This window comes from Ruegeria sp. H8 (assembly GCF_056532905.1).
Map to the genome: position 1 here is coordinate 169,147 of NZ_JBQFNY010000001.1, position 17,549 is coordinate 186,695.

9 protein-coding genes are annotated in these 17,549 nt (G+C 57.1%); all 9 read right to left on the minus strand.

Going from position 1 to position 17,549, the window contains the following annotated elements; all coding sequences use genetic code 11:
- Positions 1 to 61: 61 nt before the first annotated feature.
- Positions 62 to 1,876: a hypothetical protein gene (locus tag ACR0A2_RS00775; protein ID WP_480833757.1), complete on the minus strand. Its 1,815-nt coding sequence runs from the start codon at positions 1,874 to 1,876 to the stop codon at positions 62 to 64.
- Positions 1,877 to 2,011: 135 nt separating this feature from the next.
- Positions 2,012 to 2,527, minus strand: coding sequence for a hypothetical protein (locus ACR0A2_RS00780; RefSeq protein ID WP_480833758.1), 516 nt, complete (start codon positions 2,525 to 2,527; stop codon positions 2,012 to 2,014).
- A gap of 461 nt (positions 2,528 to 2,988) precedes the next feature.
- The gene (locus tag ACR0A2_RS00785; protein WP_480833759.1) at positions 2,989 to 6,036 is read right to left on the minus strand and encodes a helicase-related protein; all 3,048 of its coding nucleotides are present in this window, start codon (positions 6,034 to 6,036) and stop codon (positions 2,989 to 2,991) included.
- Positions 6,037 to 6,160: 124 nt separating this feature from the next.
- Entirely contained in the window at positions 6,161 to 8,005 is a 1,845-nt protein-coding gene (locus ACR0A2_RS00790; protein ID WP_480833760.1) for a phospholipase D family protein, read from the minus strand.
- The gene (locus tag ACR0A2_RS00795) at positions 7,995 to 9,164 is read right to left on the minus strand and encodes a DUF6361 family protein (protein WP_480833761.1); all 1,170 of its coding nucleotides are present in this window, start codon (positions 9,162 to 9,164) and stop codon (positions 7,995 to 7,997) included. The genes ACR0A2_RS00790 and ACR0A2_RS00795 overlap by 11 nt, the downstream gene beginning before the upstream one ends.
- On the minus strand, positions 9,164 to 12,307 hold the full coding sequence (locus tag ACR0A2_RS00800; protein ID WP_480833762.1) for a UvrD-helicase domain-containing protein: 3,144 nt from the start codon (positions 12,305 to 12,307) through the stop codon (positions 9,164 to 9,166). The genes ACR0A2_RS00795 and ACR0A2_RS00800 overlap by 1 nt, the downstream gene beginning before the upstream one ends.
- Positions 12,304 to 14,880: a PD-(D/E)XK nuclease family protein gene (locus ACR0A2_RS00805; protein ID WP_480833763.1), complete on the minus strand. Its 2,577-nt coding sequence runs from the start codon at positions 14,878 to 14,880 to the stop codon at positions 12,304 to 12,306. The genes ACR0A2_RS00800 and ACR0A2_RS00805 overlap by 4 nt, the downstream gene beginning before the upstream one ends.
- A gap of 609 nt (positions 14,881 to 15,489) precedes the next feature.
- Complete coding sequence (locus ACR0A2_RS00810; protein ID WP_480833764.1) at positions 15,490 to 17,073, minus strand: hypothetical protein; 1,584 nt, start codon at positions 17,071 to 17,073, stop codon at positions 15,490 to 15,492.
- Positions 17,074 to 17,179: 106 nt separating this feature from the next.
- On the minus strand, positions 17,180 to 17,518 hold the full coding sequence (locus tag ACR0A2_RS00815) for a hypothetical protein (RefSeq protein WP_480833765.1): 339 nt from the start codon (positions 17,516 to 17,518) through the stop codon (positions 17,180 to 17,182).
- Positions 17,519 to 17,549: the final 31 nt, after the last annotated feature.

Consider the following 17,549-nt stretch of genomic DNA (forward strand, 5'->3'; position numbering starts at 1 on the left):
GCTGGAAACCTGCGCAGATGTACCATGTGCGGACGGTTCAGGAGGACGTGCCGAGGGGTCATCACGCTGCACCCCCATGACCATGGACCACCATTTTCTGGCCGTCGCTGATGTTCTTTTTCTTGTCGAGCCATGCATAGTTTCGCGCGCAGACGGGAAGGGTATTGCCGAGCAAGTCTGCGGCGGCCTGCATCGCATTTGGATTGTTCTTGATAAGCAGTGTCGCGTAGCCGTGTCGCCATTTGTGGAAGTTCATGGGTAGTTCAACGAGGGATGCGGCGCGCTGAAACCATGTATCGAAGGTGCCGGTATCGAGGGCGGCAGGGCTCTTGACCGCGGGGAACAGGTAGATGCTGTCCTTGGCATGCGGGAACAGGGGCCGGATCTCGCGCAGATACCAAGACAGTACGAGCGGCCCATGCAGTTTTTGTTGCAACTCGGTTTCCTCTTCGTCCTTGCCGGATTTCGTTTCGTCGGCAAACAGCATGAACTCGTATGCTGTGCGATGTTGCCCGGGCGTGAAGAAATTCTGTCTCGACCCTGCGATCCTGAGCCCCAGCACGTTTGCCAACCGAATGGGGCGACCTGCATATTCGATCGCCGAGGCTGCAGCACAGGTGCCGAGCTGCCGTACCCGGGCAAGTTCCGCCGCGGTCAATTCTCGTCCTTCAGCCTCTACGAGAATCTCCTTCGCCTTTTGCATTATAAGGCGATGGAGGTTTCGAAACCGCCGTTCCCGCTCTGGATTCCGCGCCAGGGATTTACACCAGGCTTTGTTTTTTCTGCTCATGCCCTGCGCGGCCTGCTTGCCTCGTTGCAGGAACTTGCTTGTTTTGACCTTGACGACGGTATTGTCTTCGAGGAGCCCGTTTCTGCCCAATGCCACGAGAAGGCGGGAATAGTAGCTGTAGGCCGAGCGCTCAGTCAGCGTGTCGTTGAGATGCTCGACCGCTTCGGTGCGCCGGATCGTGGCCGCGATATGATCGAAGCTGAAGAGGCTTTCGAAGTCGTTGACGGCTTCGAGGTCGGATACCGGGGAGACATAGCCGAGGGCGGATTCTGCCGGGCAGGACGGAAGCATGCGAACGTGATGACGGAGTGCCGCCAAATACCCCTCTACAGCCGAGTCGGAGACTGCCTGACTGTCTGACCCGGCAACTTCGTCACGTTGGCAGGCGGCCTTGTGAGCCAGGTCGATCAGCAGCGTGTCGATTGCCTCGGGGAGGGCCGCTTTCTGTCGCAGGGTTGGCAACAACGGAACACCGGTCTTTGGCAGTAGCTCCGCTACTTCCGGCAGGAAGGCGTAGCTCTTGAGGAATTTCAAAGCCCGGCTGACGGTGCTTCTATCACCGGGGGCTGCAATTGCCGCCTCAATCCGTTGCAGGGTTTCGGGCTCGCCGAGCTCCCAGGGCTCAATCCCTGCCATGCGCGCGGTGTCGGACAGCTTTGGGAGAGGACTTGCGACGTGTTTTGCAATAATTCCTCCGTTTTCGGTTCCGTGCAATTTGACAGCATCGTGCAGCAGGGCCCATCCGTCCTGCCGGGCACGCAGTTGTTTCTTCTTCTCAGTGGCTCCGGTTGCGAAGTTGACTGCGCGAATGAGTTCAACACGCCATTTCTTGTAAGGCTCCAGTTTCTGGTTCAGGTCCGGGCGCGGATGAATTTCTTTTTTTGCCTTCGGGAAGTTGGCTTCAATCCACTTCAGATCTGCCGGGAGCCGGGACAACGGCTCACCATGTGCGTTGCCGATAAGACGGATCAATGCGGCATTCAGGTATTGAGGACCATTCTCGGTGATCCAGTCCTGGACATCCTGCATTGTGGAAATTCTGACCGTTGAGGGTCGTGGTGCGGGGAAGATATCTTTCATGTTCATGTCGTTCATATTGGCGGATTGTCGGGAAACCAAAGTTCCGCCTATTCCTGTTTTTTCCGTCTATTCCGCAGGAAAAGCGGAACTGTCGAGTGTTTGCCGCTGCCGAAAACGGGCGGCTGTATCGCTTTTTTCCGGCTAATCCACGCATGCCTCCTTTTTCTGAGAGAAAGCTCCAAAAACCGCTTTCTCGAGGCCAGAGCCGCCTCCTTCCTTGGCATTTTGATCTTTGGGTGAGGCATCGATGTCTCGTGCTTTTGGGAGATCCAGCAGCAGCCCCTCTTCTCGCCACAACAAAACCTCAAGAGGGCGAAACATACGCTTGCGCGGCCCAAGGTTGACGGTTGGAAAGGGAAGTGTTTCGCGGCCGTCCGCTAATCGACGTGACAGCGTGTTGGGTATGACACCGAGCAATCCGGCCATTGCCGCAAAGTCGATGAGTGGTATTTTGAGCGCAGTTTCGAGGTTTTTGGTTTCTGCCAGAATGATTGAATTTCTGTGCTTAAGATGCAGCTCATCCAAATGAGTAGATAACAATGTGCCTTCAATGCCGTGCAACGCCCGCCAGATTTGATGCCAGGGGTACAGACCTGCAACGTTGACCACCTGTTTTCGACGAACGATCTGGTTTATCGAGCTCCGTTCAACGGACAAGTGCCTGCAGAGTTCAGCCTGGGTCGCAGCATAGGTTGAGGGTGAATTGGGGCAAATCTGCACTGTGGCTCTCCTGTCGTTTGACAGGAATTGGTTCCGGCTGTGGAAACTCGGAAAAAGTTTGTACTGTCGCGTTGAAATACCTGCAAAAACATCGTTTCGGCAGATGACTGCGCCCCGAAGTTGGCAACCCAAACAAAACTAAGTGGATGCTGTCTATTTCGTAGATGGGAAAGTTTGATTCCAATTTAGAAGCGTCTTTTGCTTGTCGTTGGAGTCGGCTTTGATGAGGTAGGCAATCTAAACGAAAAAAGTGGATCAGTTTTTGTGGTTTTAGAAGCTTAAAATACTGTTAGTAAAACAGAAAACAGACTTTGGTCTTGGTTGTCGACCCAAATTGTGAGGTAGTCGAAACCCAATAGAAAAGAGACGCAAGCATCGAAGTTGATTGAAGAGCCATTTCAGACCGGCCGAAGACTGATCTGAAGTGCAGTGAGATCGATATCTTCATGCTCGTTGTCGAAATTCTCGAGAAAAGACATCAGATCATCTTGGCGTGGTTGGCCGAAAGCCAGCCGGTAGAGTGCAACCGAACGTTTGAGCCATTCGAGGAGCGCGGCTTCGCGGCTGAACGGTAGAGACAACACATATCGTTCGATTCGCGTTTCGCCGTCGAGCAGCCAGAATGGTTCCAGGTCACCTGGCCGTTTTGCTTCTGCGCGGGCTGTCCGAAACATTGTTCGCCAGGGATCATAGATCTGTTGACCGTCTTTGAGTGTATCCTCGAATTTGGAGGCGAGGTTCAACCGCACTGCATGGTTTTTGTAGCGATGGACGCGCCCTTCACGCTGTTCGAGATCAACAGGGTTGGAGGGAAGGTTCCAGTGTACGATTCTGTGGCAATAGGGATGGAAATCGAGCCCCTCCTGCCCGACAGATGTTGAAGCAAGAACAAAGGGGCGAAATGGGGAGTTAAATGCGGTCCGGACCGTATCCGTTCGCTGTGCACCTTCTTCCTGGGCCTGCTGCAAAAGCCGGGTCGCAAACCGACCGCGCAATCTCACAGCAGGAGAAATCTCAAGGCGATCGCCTCGTGCGCGATACCGCTTGATTTCGATTTGAGCAGGTTTGAGCGCCAGCGCCTCGTCGATGGTTTCCGACAGGACGGTGACGGCATAGGAAGGATCCTTGTCCAGCAACCCCTCGGACTCGAGTAAGGTATGCACATATTCATCAAGCACGGATTGCAAATCATGATCGACACAATGATGCAGAACCGACTGCCAATAGAATTCGTCGGTTCCGGTCCGTAGCAGCGCCTGGCTTTCCGGTTGATTGAATAGTCCTCGGAAGGCCATGCCGATCCGCGTTGCAGCGTGCAAAATGATCGGATCGTCGAGGGCGATTTCGGGTGCCACGCGATGTAGGGCCCGAAGTGCACAGGTTGCGGGGCTTCCCAAAGCAAGATCCGTCAGGTGTTCAAGCAGGCGCTCCGAATCTGGCTGCCCATGCAGCACGTCACTGCGCGCAGCTTCGCTGAGAGCGTTGAGGTGGTCGTGCCACGCGTCCTGACCATCTGCTCGGAGGACGTCCGTGAGGATATTGCCAGCTGCCAGCCATTTGTCGAAGGATGCCGAACTTATATCTAAGGCGGCGGCACAGGCCCAATCCCATGTCATTGCACGTTCGGTTTCATCATCAGGCCCTGCTTCCGAACTCTGCTCGAGCGTGAGGCTTCCACCACGTTGGATGGGGCGTAGACGTGGTTCAATGGATGATGTCAGGTCTCGCAAGAGGTCACAGGCGTGAGCACGCATTTCCGCTACGTCGACTATGGATCCAGCGGTTCGAAATATCTCAAGGGGGTCAACCGCTGCGGCCAAAGTCGGAGATGGGATAACAAGTAACAGCGCGCGCAACCCTGTTAGCCGACCCTTGTTGCGTCGGAAATTCAGCAACTGCGGGTGCCGGGCCGTATAGCTCCGACCAGTTTCCCCCATTCCCATCTCTCGCTCGCTTTCATAGGACAAGAGCCCGGCAATTGCGTCCGGCACCATGGCCCACTGCGAAAAGATCAGTAGTTTGCTCGCGGGCACACGAGGGCCGAAATAGGGTAGGCTTGGCGGCATCCACAGCCGTTTCGCCATGCCGTACTTGAAGGCGATACCTTTCAACGCGCGCATCCGACCATTGTTATCCGGTATGGGGCGATAGGCTTCGATTGCATCGGTGTCTATCTGAGCGCTTTTTGCAGCCTTGAGTGCATCCAGCAGAGCCTTGCCGGGGGCATCCTTGAGATGCTCCAAACGCTGGCCCAGCTTGTAGTCGCGCAGGAAGCTCAGAAGATAGGGGGCGGATTTCCAATACTCCACGGTTCCCGGTGCATCAGCGGCGTCTGCCACCCTTGCTACAGCGCGAGCTTCAATTAGATCAGAAGGTGCCACCGTAACCGGAACGTCGATGTCGCGCATCATTCCGTCGCGCTCGGCGGTTTCGGATACGCGTTCGGTTCTGGCGATGACGCGTCGCAGGGTCCCTTCAATCCCAGTCTTGATTGCGAAAGCGTCTTCGAAAGTGCTGGGAAGCCCTTGCATGGCCAAGCGATAGCGGCGCATTTCTGTATCGAGTTCGGATCGGACCGAAGGTCCTCGCTCTCCGAAAAGAAAACTTAGGACATCGAGAAACTCGCGATAGTGATCCCCCGCATCTGCCTCGTCATCGCGAAGAGACAGCATCCGGTATGGGGTCGCAGACAGCAGAAGGACTTTTGCTTGGTTTCCAGCCGGATCCTCGGCATTGAATAGTTTGTGCGCGAGATCGGCAGCCTCGCTCTCGCCGTGAAGAAGTTCTGTAAACCTCTGGAATTCGTCGAGAACGATCAGGTCGGGTTCCAATGCTTCGGCGCTTTCCCGGGCAAGGATGGTGCGAAGCTGGCCGACAATAGTCTCGCGTCTACGATTTAGATCGGTGTCGTTGAAGCGTAGGCCCTTGTAGCACTGAGCGCAGTCCTCAAGTTGCTGCAGCAGATCAGGGCGAGCGGAGACCGCTTTCTGGAACCGCTCTACGATCTGTGGCTCCAATGGTTGTTGGTCAATCCACCTGCGGGTTTCGCGCCAGCCTTGCACCCCGGCATAGCCTTGCAGCATCTTCGCGACGGCGCGGCGATCTGTCAGTAGATCCCAGATAAGCCGCAAGATCAGTGCGCGCTCGTGTTTCATGCCGCCGCCATGTTTAAGATCAAGCGAGGTGCCGGGTGTCAGGCTGAAAAAGTTCACACCTTCGCGCTTGATCCCCCCGGCGCGGGCCAGTTCGAGGGCAAGCATGGTAAGACGCGTCGGCAAGACGCGAGTGCGCTCGCCGCCCATAACGTTGAGGCGCGCGACGTTCTGTTTGGCAATAGCGCCGTTCGAACAGATGTAGACGATGTCGATACGCGGAATGCTGTCCTGAAGCGCTTCGATTGTGCGTGCTATCACGCCTCGCGCCACCATTGTCTTGCCAAGCCCCACTTCGTCCGCGACCAGGAAATGACGCACTGCATCGGGATCGCTGAGCAGTCGTTTCGAGACATAGTCGACAGTCTTGCGTTGGAACGCTTTGAGGGGTCGAAGCGCATCGTCTGCGCTGAAACGGTCAGTCATGACTTGTTTCCTCAGACATCACAGCGCGAAAGGTTTCCCACAGTTCCAGGAATTCGTCCGGGATAACCTCGCTGTGCCCAGTGTCGGGGTCGCTGAGGCGCGTGATCAGCCGTTCAATATCGCGTAACTGCCTGCCGTCACCCGCCAACGCTCGCACCATGTCTTCGAGAATAGGTGCATCACGGGTATTGCCAAATACGCCGGGCAAATTGCCACCCTGACCGGACGCAAACAGGGCTTTGGCGGCCTCGCTCACATCCCCCAGAAGCAGACGAATGTAGCGCAGGAAGGCGTCTCGATTCTCGATCAATGCGCGGAGAATTTCGGCTGTACGGGCATCGGGTAGATCGATCAACTCGGTTCCGAGTGCGAAGTGCTGCTCCGTGCCTGTTGCCTCGTCAAGCAGCCTGACGCCGATCCAGCGTGTCACGTCCTTGAGCGGTAAGTGCGCAAGAAGCTGTTCACCGTCATCCAGAAACGTCATACTGATACCGTGTTCGATACCTGCGACGATGGGCCATAGGCGCAGCTCGATTCCGTCCGGGACGGTTACCACGTTTTCCGCAGACAGATACAAGGCGACGCGACCTTCGGCGTTTACTTCGCAACGCAGGACAAGTTTTATGGCGACAAGAGCTCGGCGGACCTCTTCAAGGCGCTTTTCGGCAGCCTTCTCTTGGGGATCATCGACTGGCTCGTATGGTACGTATTCCCGAAGGAACCGGCCCAGCCGTTCCGGAGATAGCTGATCTTCCATCGTTCCGAGGTGGCGGGAAAAACCGGACAATGTCGCGAAGACCTCGACGTTGTCTCCGCTGATCAAAGCCGGTGCGGTTGCATTCCCTGAACCCATGGTGATTTCGGTGCTCGAATGCCGTTCCGTTATGAAAGCCTTAGCGTGTAGCCCCCGCGCCGGGACAGGTCCGGACGACGAGGGGTCGCTTTCTTCGCCATCCTCGGTTTCGGCCATTTCATCCAGTACAAACGTTTTTCCGAACCGAGCCAATGTTTCGGGTGCAAGAAGAGCCAGTTCCTCACTGCGGCTCAGTAGACAGGCTGAGGCGGGATCGATGCCCTTGCATAACGTCGAAAGGGCATGGTCTGTCACGAATGGTGAAACAATGCCAAGTGAACGTCCAATTTGCGGACGCCAGACCTGACCAGTTAGACCGTTCACGGCAAAACCTATCCTGCGAATGTGTTCTGGATGCTCCCATTCGGCGTGCGCAAGATCCTCAGCCAGTGATGTGACTATGGTATTCACATGGTCCGGTGTCGGACGATTGGATGCGAGGTCGGGCAAGGAGCGAACCAGATCGACCAGCGGTGTATTCTGATCTTGGATGGCCCCGTTTGCCACGCCGTCCAGCGACAGAGAAAGATCCCAGGACGCATCGTTGGTCAGGTTGCGTGACAGCAACGCCAGTCTGAGGCGAGGTTTTCCGATCCCGCCAATCGGCGTGAAACGCAAGAGCCAGAGTTTCGGATGAAAGGCGCCACCGCGCGGGGCGGCAACTTCGTTCACCGTGTCTTCCAAAAGGGCTGTCAACCGGTTGGCCCCCTTCGGGATGGCTTTGATCCGCCCGGCTTCACAAAAGATGGCAATGCGTGTGGATAGACGCTCCAAGCCCTCGAGCAACGCCAAAGGTGTATCCAGCGTTTCCTGCCTGTTTTCGGCTGCGTGGAAGGCCAGTGTCGCCGGAACAACCAGCGCCGTCTCGAAATCGAGGGTATAGGTTGTCGCCAACGCAGCACCGACGTCGTAACCTGCAGGGGGCCGCAGAATTTCGGCATAAAGCGCACGGTTTTCCGGATCGAGTACCGCGTTATCCCGCATCGATAAGATCCTTTACATGGTTCTCGACGACAGGCTTCCAACGATAGTTTAGTGGGGTCGTTCCCGAGGCTCCGCTCCAACGCATCAAGGCCCCGTCATTGCGAAACCGGGACTTTGGACCTTTCAAGCGGGTCTCGCGGTCGCGCACCATGGCGCAGGCGGCATTGTTTTCTTTGATTTGCCCTTGGGTCTCCAAGACGACATCTCGCCAAGTTTCAATGAACCGACGGCTGTGCGGTTTGACATCGTGGATCGTGCCTTGTGCCAGTATCCAAAGGTCCGTCAGATTCCAATTCTCAAAGAGGTGAACTGGGTTCTCTTGCGCCCAGATGTCGAGCCTTTCGGAATAGTTCTCGACACGCTCATGCCAACTGCTGTCCTCCACGGCCTGCATGCGGGCAGCCCTTTCCGATAGCATGAAGTTGTATAAAAGGGAGGCCCCATGCATCATGCGTGAAAACCGCTCGGCATGATCAACGATCGCCTTGATGTCGTTCGGCCATTCGGAGCGTGATGGGTGTTGCCAAATCATGCCACACTCGGCTGCACTTGTCTGGCGTGAAAGCCAAGTGAACAGGCTGTCCGGAGCGTCTTGGGCCAGGCGGTCACGTAGAAAACCAGCCTCTTCCGTGGTCAAGTGGAAATTCGCAGAGCTGTCAGGTGAAGAGAGAAAGCCGTCTGGTGTAGGGGGTAAGCCAGCGGCCCACAGAGTGGAGGATTCTCCGGGGGTTGCCTCCAGACAGGCATTCCGACTTCCCTGAAAACGTCGGATTCCAAGGGTCAGCAGACCCGCCCAATAGACATCACTGGGCAGACGCTTCAGCTTTTCTTTTGCGGCACTGCCAATGACATTCTGTGTTTCCCCGCCACGCAGGAGAGCTTCGATGAGACGGATCTCAAGCGCCCGCGCAACCTCTCGCCGCGAGCCGGCCGAACCTTTATGGGCACCGGCCATCTGGTAAATCCACGGGACGAACAGCATGTAGCGCAACCGAGTTTGGATCGTCGAGGTGCCTGGGAACATCAGGTCCGCCAACGCGTCACGAACCGAGCCGAGCCCGAGTTCATCCCGGCTGTCTTCTTGACCGAAGAGATCCATGATCCTGCGCGTCCGGTCCCGATCGGCTTGGTCGAAATCGATCCATGCGAAAAATGACATCAGGCTGGCTCCTCGATCGACGTGTTGCCGATGCTCAACGTTCCTTCACTCATCCAGTGGATCGCGACGCCGTTCAGAGGTTTGTCGGGCCACTTTTTGCGCACCATGGCGGCATAGGCCTCGATTTGCGGCTGGTAACTGGCAAAGCGCGCGACGGGATCGGGACAGGGGCCAGATTTATGATCGATAATCAACAGCCCGTGCGGTCCCTCGGCGAGGCAGTCGAGAATAGCGTTGGTTTCCGATCCATCGGCTGCTTTTTCCTGCAAGGGTAGTTCGAAGTGGAGCCTGTCATAGCCCTGTTCGATTAGCCATTGGGTCAGGGCCTCCGCTTGGGCGGCGATCTGGGCGATGGCTTTTGCGGGCAAGCCGGTCGCGTCGGCAATCCGGTCGACCAGATCGGGGCGCTCGGCCAGAGCTCGGAAAGCCAAGTGCCAGGCAGTGCCGCGCTTGGCTGCGCTGCTCGTGCGGGTCTCGGCGACGCCGTCTGCCAACTGCACAGTTTCGAGGAGCACGTCAGGTTCCTGTCCGGGGGCTTCGAGGGTTGAGGGGCTGCGGCGCCACGGCGTTCGTACACTGTCAGGCATGGTGCGCGGTAGGCCCAAGCGTAGGTGCGCCTCGCTTCCCGATTGTTCAGCTTCCGGGGGCTCTTCCGGCAGGCCCTCTCTGATCAGCGCGGCAAAGGACTGTCCGGCGACAGACAATGTGTCATCGCCAGTTTCAAATCCGGCGCGATCTCGCAGCAGATCGACCATGCGCTCTGCTTGCTCGCGTGGTTTGGACCGTTCCCGAGGCATTGCGAGGATCAGCCGATCCCGCGCACGTGTCAGCGCGACATAGAGTTTGCGGGCCGCGTCGCGTTCGTCCTCGGGGCGGCGGGCCTCGGTGAAGGGGGCTTGCGATTCCGGCGCTGCGAAATCGGGCAGGTAGCCCAACCCAGCATGATCGAGAACATTGTCGAGATCGTGGAAGGTATCGAAATCGGCCCGCAAGGTGCCCGGGCGCTCGGCGATCTTCTGATCCAACCCGGCGACAAGAGTGATTGGCCACTCGCGCCCCTTTGCGGCGTGCCAGGTGCAGATCTCTATCCCTGAAGCAGACCAGCCATCCGGGTCGGGATGGCGATCCCATTCCTTGGCAGATTGATGCGCAATCCATCCGAGGAAGACCTGTATCCCAGCACCGTGGAAGCCTGCGGCGGCGCGCAGGTCCTGTGCCATGGTGTCAAACTGCTGTGCTTCGGCCTCAAGGCGTGCCAGGTCAGCCAGCGCTTGTGCCGGTTGTGCCAACCCGGCGGCCCAGTCGCGTAGTTTGGTCGTGCGCAGGACGGCAGCCAAGGTGTCGGCCACGGTGCGGGCAACTACGCCCTCATTTAGGGCGTTCAGAGAAACGAGCGAGACATGTGTGTTCAGCACCCCGTCAACGGCGTTGCGCAACGCGTCTTCCAGTGGCACGCGCGGTGGACCAAGGGTCAGCCATGTCAGCGCTGAGTGGATGTCGTCTGGATCAGCTGCCAACGCCAGCGCGGCGCGGGCGGCGCGCATCGCGGGCGCGGTCAGCCAACCGTTCTGCTGGATGCGCACGGGCAGGTCATGGGCTTCGAGGGCGGCAGCAGCCGCGCTGGCCTTGGCGTGAGTAAATGTCAGAACGGCGATGTCGCTTGGCTTGGCTGGGCGCATCTCCTTGCTTGCCTTGTCATAGACCGGCGTTCCCGCATCCAGGATGTCAGCCACCCGATTGGCGATGCAGGCGGCCGTGGTGTCCTTGCGTCCACCAGGCAAGTTCAGCAGCTCGAGCGCGGGCTCTTCTGTCGCCTTGCGTTGCGGGCTTAGCGGGTCGTACTGGTCGAAGAGCGTCGGGCCAAGTGCATTGACCATCTCCATGATCCGCGCTTCGGAGCGCCAGTTTCGGTCAAGCGGCGTGACCGCATCCGGATGCGCAGCTTGCAAGGCCTCTGACAGCCGTGGGTCAGCACCTTGAAAACCCATGATGGATTGTTTGGTGTCGCCGACGATCAGCGCTCGTTTTGCCCCCTGCGCAAGCCGCCAGAGCAGCGCGAACTGCACCGGGTTGGTGTCCTGGAATTCGTCGATCACAACGCAGTCGATTTCGCCCAGAACAGCATGCAGAATCTCGGGGCGGTTGCGAAGAAGGGTTTCGGCCTCCGCGATCATGTCAGCATAATCGATTAGCCCGGACTGGCGTTTGGCAGTCTGGTAGGCCTCCAGCACCTGCTGAGCGCCAGTAACCAACGCGGTCAGATGCGCGCAGGCATCGGCCAAGGGACCAGGATGGCGAGGCAGTGCGCTGGCGGCATCAATGACGGACTGGGCGAGGGCGTCGTAGCCTTCTGGAGTTGGGGTGCCGCGTTTCGTTAATCTGAGGCTGCGCAGTTTCTGCCATACCATCCAGTCTTTTTCGAGGACACCAGGTTGATTGGCCTTGCGCAGGATCTGGTGGTTTCTTGCGAACTCATCGCGGACAGACTTCTTTGCAGCAAAATGTGGAGCGAGGCTATCCGGAAAGACCTCCAACAAATCATGTAACGCTCGGCGCAATGCCGCGGTCAGGGCCTCGCCATCCGCCTCAACCGGGCCGTAACCCTCGGCCAGCGCATCCAGAGCCGGCACCAGGATGTCCAGCGACTGCCCGCGCGCACCGAGCCCACGGATCAGGTCGACAGTACGAAGAACATCGGCACGAAATTCATCCTCGGCGGTGGTCTGCGTTACGTGAGACCACGCGTAGCCGAACCGTTCGAGGTCTGCCATCAGTGGTTCCAGAGCCTCGCATCGGTGCATTTCCAAGCGGATTAGCAAATCGCGTTCAGGCTCGCTCAACAACCGACTTTCAGGGGAACGCCCAGCGGCGAAGGCATGCTCTGTGAGCAACCTTTGTCCCAACGCGTGGATCGTGCCCATGTAGGCGCGGTCGATTTCCAGCGCGTCGTGCAACCGACCGCGTCCCATCAGCTCACTGCGTACACGATCTCGCATTTCGGCGGCGGCCGCTTCGGTGAAAGTCACAGCAAGGATCCGCCCCGGCGCGACCTCGCGGCTTTCGACCCAAGCCCCCAACGTCTTCTGGATGTGATAGGTCTTTCCAGCACCGGCACCGGCCGGAACGAGGGACAGTTGTGTCATTGCGCGTCCCCCTCAGTGGCGTCATCAGGCAGGCTGAAGGCTGCAACGAGTGGGATGTCGAGGGCATAGGCCTTTATCCCGCGCTCCTTGTCGAAAGACTTTGCGTCGTTCAGGTGATTTAGGCGGATCGTACCTGCGCCGACTTCGGCCAAGACTTCAGAAAGGTGCTCCATCGCGTTCAACGAAGCATCCTCACTCGTTGTTTCAACCCGAGGCACGTTGCCGCCAGCCGCATCAGACAGGACGGTCCCGTCACGCAGCATATGGTAGGCGGTTACAACCTGAGATCCTTCGGCGACAAGCCGGGTGAGTGCGGTATCTTGCGTGGGGCGTTCGAGCATAGCGCGGTAAAGTGCGACCTGAAGGTCCCAGCCCTTGGCCATACGGTCGCGCCGACCACCTGCGCTGGACCGTTTGTGATCAACCACCAAGATGCGCCCGTCGGGCAGCTTCAGCAGGCAATCTGCCTTGCCATGCAGCAGTAGGCCCCCGTGTTCACCCGCAAGGGGGATCTCGTTATGCAGGACCTCGGCGCCGGTCTCACGCAGGAACCCCGCCCAGGCGCTGCAAATATCCTTGGCCTCGCGTAGCAGACTACTGCGTTCCGTAGTCCAGGCTGCATTGGCAAGCCAGTCGGCATGGCGGCCGATCGCTGCGTCCAGCACGCCGGATAGAACGTCGGCAATAGTATGTTCGTCCGGCACCGGTTTACCTTCCGCAAAGACATCTTCCAGAACCTGGTGCATCAGCGTTCCAAGTGTCATTGCATCCAGTGTCTCAGGCGCCCAGCTGAGGTCTTTTGCGCCAAGTTCATCCAGCAACCAGCCAAGGGGGCTGACCAGCAGTGTCTCCAACCTTGAGGGAGAATGCGGTAGCGGTGTGCCATCCGATGCGTCTCGTAGTCGTAGCAGGTCGAAGCCGGGCTGTTCTGTGGTGCCAAGTCCGCGCTGGATATGGAGGATGCCGCTTTCCGGCAAGGCAGGCGCGCCGCCAATCGGGACAGGGTCGGGTTTGATGGTTGTTACCGGCAACTCCTCCGGCTGGGTCGAACGCATTTCCTGGACAAGATCGGTGGTTTCCTCGGCGCCCAGCATTTGCGCGATTAGCGCCAAACCAGTCGAAGGGGTTAATTGGTCGCCTCGTAAATCCAGTGCCGGGGCAAGCAACGTCAAGCCTTCGGTCGCGGCACTCAGCTGGCGGCGGAAGAGTTCCAACCCACGAGCAAGCTTCTGCTGGCGCCCCTCCAGCTGAAGGCCACGTTCGCGGATCAAAGCGATCTCGCCTTCGGTGAAAAATGGATTCGATCCTGGCGGACGGGGCCAGTTTCGCCCGGCCATTCCCAGCACAATCAACTGGCGTGCCGAACGCCACGGGAGGGCGTTTTCTGTGAAAAGAGATACGCCCTCGACAAACCGGTCATATCCTTCGGAGGCAACAAGGTTTGGCGCTGCAAGGCGGCGCAGAAGCGGCCAGTCGATGGAATCGCGCGTGACGGATTTCAGCGCTGCAATACGAGGGTGCAGCTTGGCCTCGGGCGCGGCCTGAGCGATGACGCCGAGCCGAGCAAAAAGTTGTTCGGGGTTGCTGCAGGGGCGCAAGGCGTCGAGCAATTCGCGCGCCGGTCCGCTAAGGCTTGACGCAGTGCGCGACCACCCCCGATCGATCACGTCGCAGGCCATCTTGCGGCCCGTCTCTGCCGGCCAAGGCATTCCGGGTGCGATACACAGGGAGGCAAGCGCTGTACGAGGTGTAGGGCCGCTCAGCAGGACCAGCAAAAGCGACAGTACTTCGCCCGGCCCGTCACGGATTACTGGTTGGGCGGGCAGCCCGGAGAGCGGCAGTCCGACCCGATCGAAGGCCTCTTGCAGCGCCAGTTCGTAGGTGGGGCCGTCCGGGACAAGTAGGCCGATCTCGCCGGGGTGATCCGCTCGGCCATCTTCCAGATGGGTTTGCGCCAAAGCAGCGGCGCACTCGGCTTCTTCATGCGGGTCGCGCAGCCCGTGGCAGATGACGGACGCGTCCGGTGTGGTAGTCTCGGAGCGGAGCCCGAGGTTATCCTGAAGATGGCGCAACGCGCTTCCGTCGTCGGCCAAGGGCGCGGCTTGGACATCATCCACGCAGCCATGATGCGTGCGAAGAGCGTTGGCCAGCGCCGCCTCTGCCGGGGATGCAAAGGTGCAATCTTCGCCCACCAACGGCAGCGGTTCCAGCGCGTCCGCGACAGTGCTGCTCAAGACGTGCCGCCAAGTGTTCATAGGGCCGGGCAGGGAGCCGATGTCATACCACAGATTACGTAGCGCGGTTAAATGGGAGCGGGCACGTCCCTCGGGAAGATTCTCTGGCCGTACGTCAGAAGGATCAATTCGCGGCGTGGCATGTGCAAGCGCGATCAGCCCGGCCTTGACCGCTCGCGCGGTCTCCTCAGGTGCAGCTGCGAAGCTCTCGGACCAAGGTGCACCGGTGCCGAGATGCTCGGCGATGTTAGCATTTGATATCTGAGGTTCCAGGTAGATTTCAGCCAGTAGATCGTCCGTCACGTAGCGCAGCGCGCCTGTTGTCGGGGAGCGGGTCATCAGGGGATCGATGCGCATTGCATACCTTTTCGAAACATAAGCGGTCGTTGGCTCACGATGGCGCGGTAGTGTGTAGATAGATGTTGTGGTAAAGGCTTGGTCGGGAAATCCGCGCAACGAAGTTTGGCCACCAATAACCGGAGAGCGTCGAGCACCAGAACATCAATTTGGCAGCCCCATTGATAAGGTGAACAGAGGAGCGTCGGCGCCCGGCATTACTTGAAAAACGCCGAAGCGAATTAGTTTGAGAAATTTGTAAAGATCTGGGGTGTCAGTATGAATTTCTGTCACGGTTATCTAAGCGTACAACTATTGAAATATTGCGAGAGGTTTATACGACCACAAGACGAATTGATCTAACGAAGGCTCGCTTGTCAATCGCTGTTCTTCCTGGTTGCTTTCTAAGAAAGTTCGGAACGTACTGTTGCAATTCATCAAAGATGACAGGTCTCTTATCGTGCTGACCATTTCAAGAGAATACAAAGTTAATAACAAAAGTGGTCGACCCATTTCGACCCCATCAAGGGATGTGCCGCCCCGACTTCAGCTTGCTGAGAAGGGGGCGGAGTCAGATCGTATCGAGGCTACTTCAAGTAATTTCCCACGTCTTCAACCCACTCTTTCATCCAGCGAGTCCTCAGTTTGAACGTCCGTCGTTGCTCTGAAGTCCACAATATTGCCTGTGGGCAATGATGGGTTCACTACTTCCAATCTGAAATCATCAAGAATCCTGGTGAGGCGTTTCTTGTTTCGCCAATATTCTTGGGTATCTTCACGTTTCCTGATTGCCATATGCTGAGCAAATACCCGATCCGAGATTGGGTCATTCCCGGCATCAAGCAGAGGTTCGTTGTTGGAGGTTTCGAGTTTTTCGAGCAGCGTAATAATCTCCTTGATCTGGCTGGAGTTCAGAATCTGCCGTGCCTTCGAACTCAGGTTTTTCTGGATTTCTCGAGCCGTCGGCGCATTCCCGGTTTTTTCTATGTGGCGCTGTCGGCGATCTGCCACGATGCGGATCTGATCGGACCACCCAGTGTCATACTCGCGGATCATCACAAGGGCGCACTCCATGTGATACTCCGCAAAACGGGTGGCAATCCGTGCTGTTTCGATGTCGATCTTCTTTCGCGATCTCCCAAGCAGGAAATGAATAACCACCAGATAGGAGAGGACCGAAAAACCGATCCGGCGGATGAATGATTCCGGCAGGGCGCTTTTGCCCCAGGCCGGTCGAAGTCCTCTCCACCAAGACTCGAGGAACGGAAGTGTCTCTGGAGCCAGGGTGTATTCTCCACATGAATTTCCTTGATGACAAAGCGCATGCCACATTTCGCGCAGAGCTTCCTGCTCTACATCGTTCTGTTCCCCACGGAAGAAAAGAAAATGATCAAACATATCTGTGTCGGTACGCTTTTCGGCAATCACGTAGTTGAACCGCTGGCACATGCCATCGAGCATGCTGGCCAGGTCAATGTTCATCTTCCAGGTTTCGCGCACTGAAAGGCCCAGAAACGTGAAATGTGGATCCGTAACAGTCAGTTTTTCTTTTTCGCTTTTGAGGCGATTGGAGATTTCTTCGTGTGAATAGGCGTCAAGAATCCAGGGTTTGATCCTGGCGTAATTTGAATGGGTCAAGACCAATTTGAAAAACTGACCAACCTCGTCCTGAAACCAGTACGAACCGTTGTTCTCTTTTAGGTCGATTATCCACTGAGCATCAGAACTCCCTTTTGGGAACATTCGTACAGGGCTCGGGTCTTCCTCGTCGGTCAAAGTTTCCTTGACCCGGTTTGTCGCGAGCGTTTTTGAGCTTGCGGAAGAAGCAAGCGCGATCGTCCACAAAATTGGGCGATGAGGCTTCAATCCGGGGATTTTGAGCGTGGCGCTGTTTTGCGTCAGCCACGATGATGCAATCATGATCAGTTGAAACAAGGGCAGCGCGTAGCTGGTATCAGTGGCTTTGAAGTGGTTCAGCATGCGCTGAATGTAAGACCCTTTGGGAACCAGGGGCCGAATGTCCAACGCCTCAGGGCGCTCTTTGACAGCAAGCATGGCTGCCAGATTTATCTTCTCCTTCTCGGTTAGGGATCGTTTGCGATTTCCATCTTGGACCTTGAGGTCGGAAAACAGCTCTGGCTTGGGTTTTCGGGTGGAAGGGTTCTGTGTCTTTGTCGCCATCTTCACGCCTTTCATTTTCTGCGTGCAAGGGACGTGTTGCTGCAAAGCAGTATCGAAAAATCAGGTTTGATTGCTCTTGGATTCATCGAATGTGAAAGAACCGGTCGACAGCCGACAACTTTCATAACGCGCAGAATTTAAATGAAAAAATAAAAAAACCAGCGCCGACAAGTTGCCGACAAATTTCGTTGAAGGATGCCAGCCAGAAAGAAATTTCAACTTTTCTTTTCGATCCAGATCGTTGGACCACTGCCGAAAATCGGCCGAGATGCGTCGCGCGGTTGATCCGCCACCTAAAGCGCTCCCAAATGAACTTATTGGAACATGCTGTGAGTATTGAAAAGACGTTGTTTGCCGCCACCGAAAAGACGCGCGGGTCCATGAATGCCGGGGAATATAAGTCTTTTGCCTTGGGTTTATTGTCCCATCGCCATGTCTCGATGTCTTTGAGCGCCTGCACAATCAGCGTATACCGATGCGAGTTTCGAATT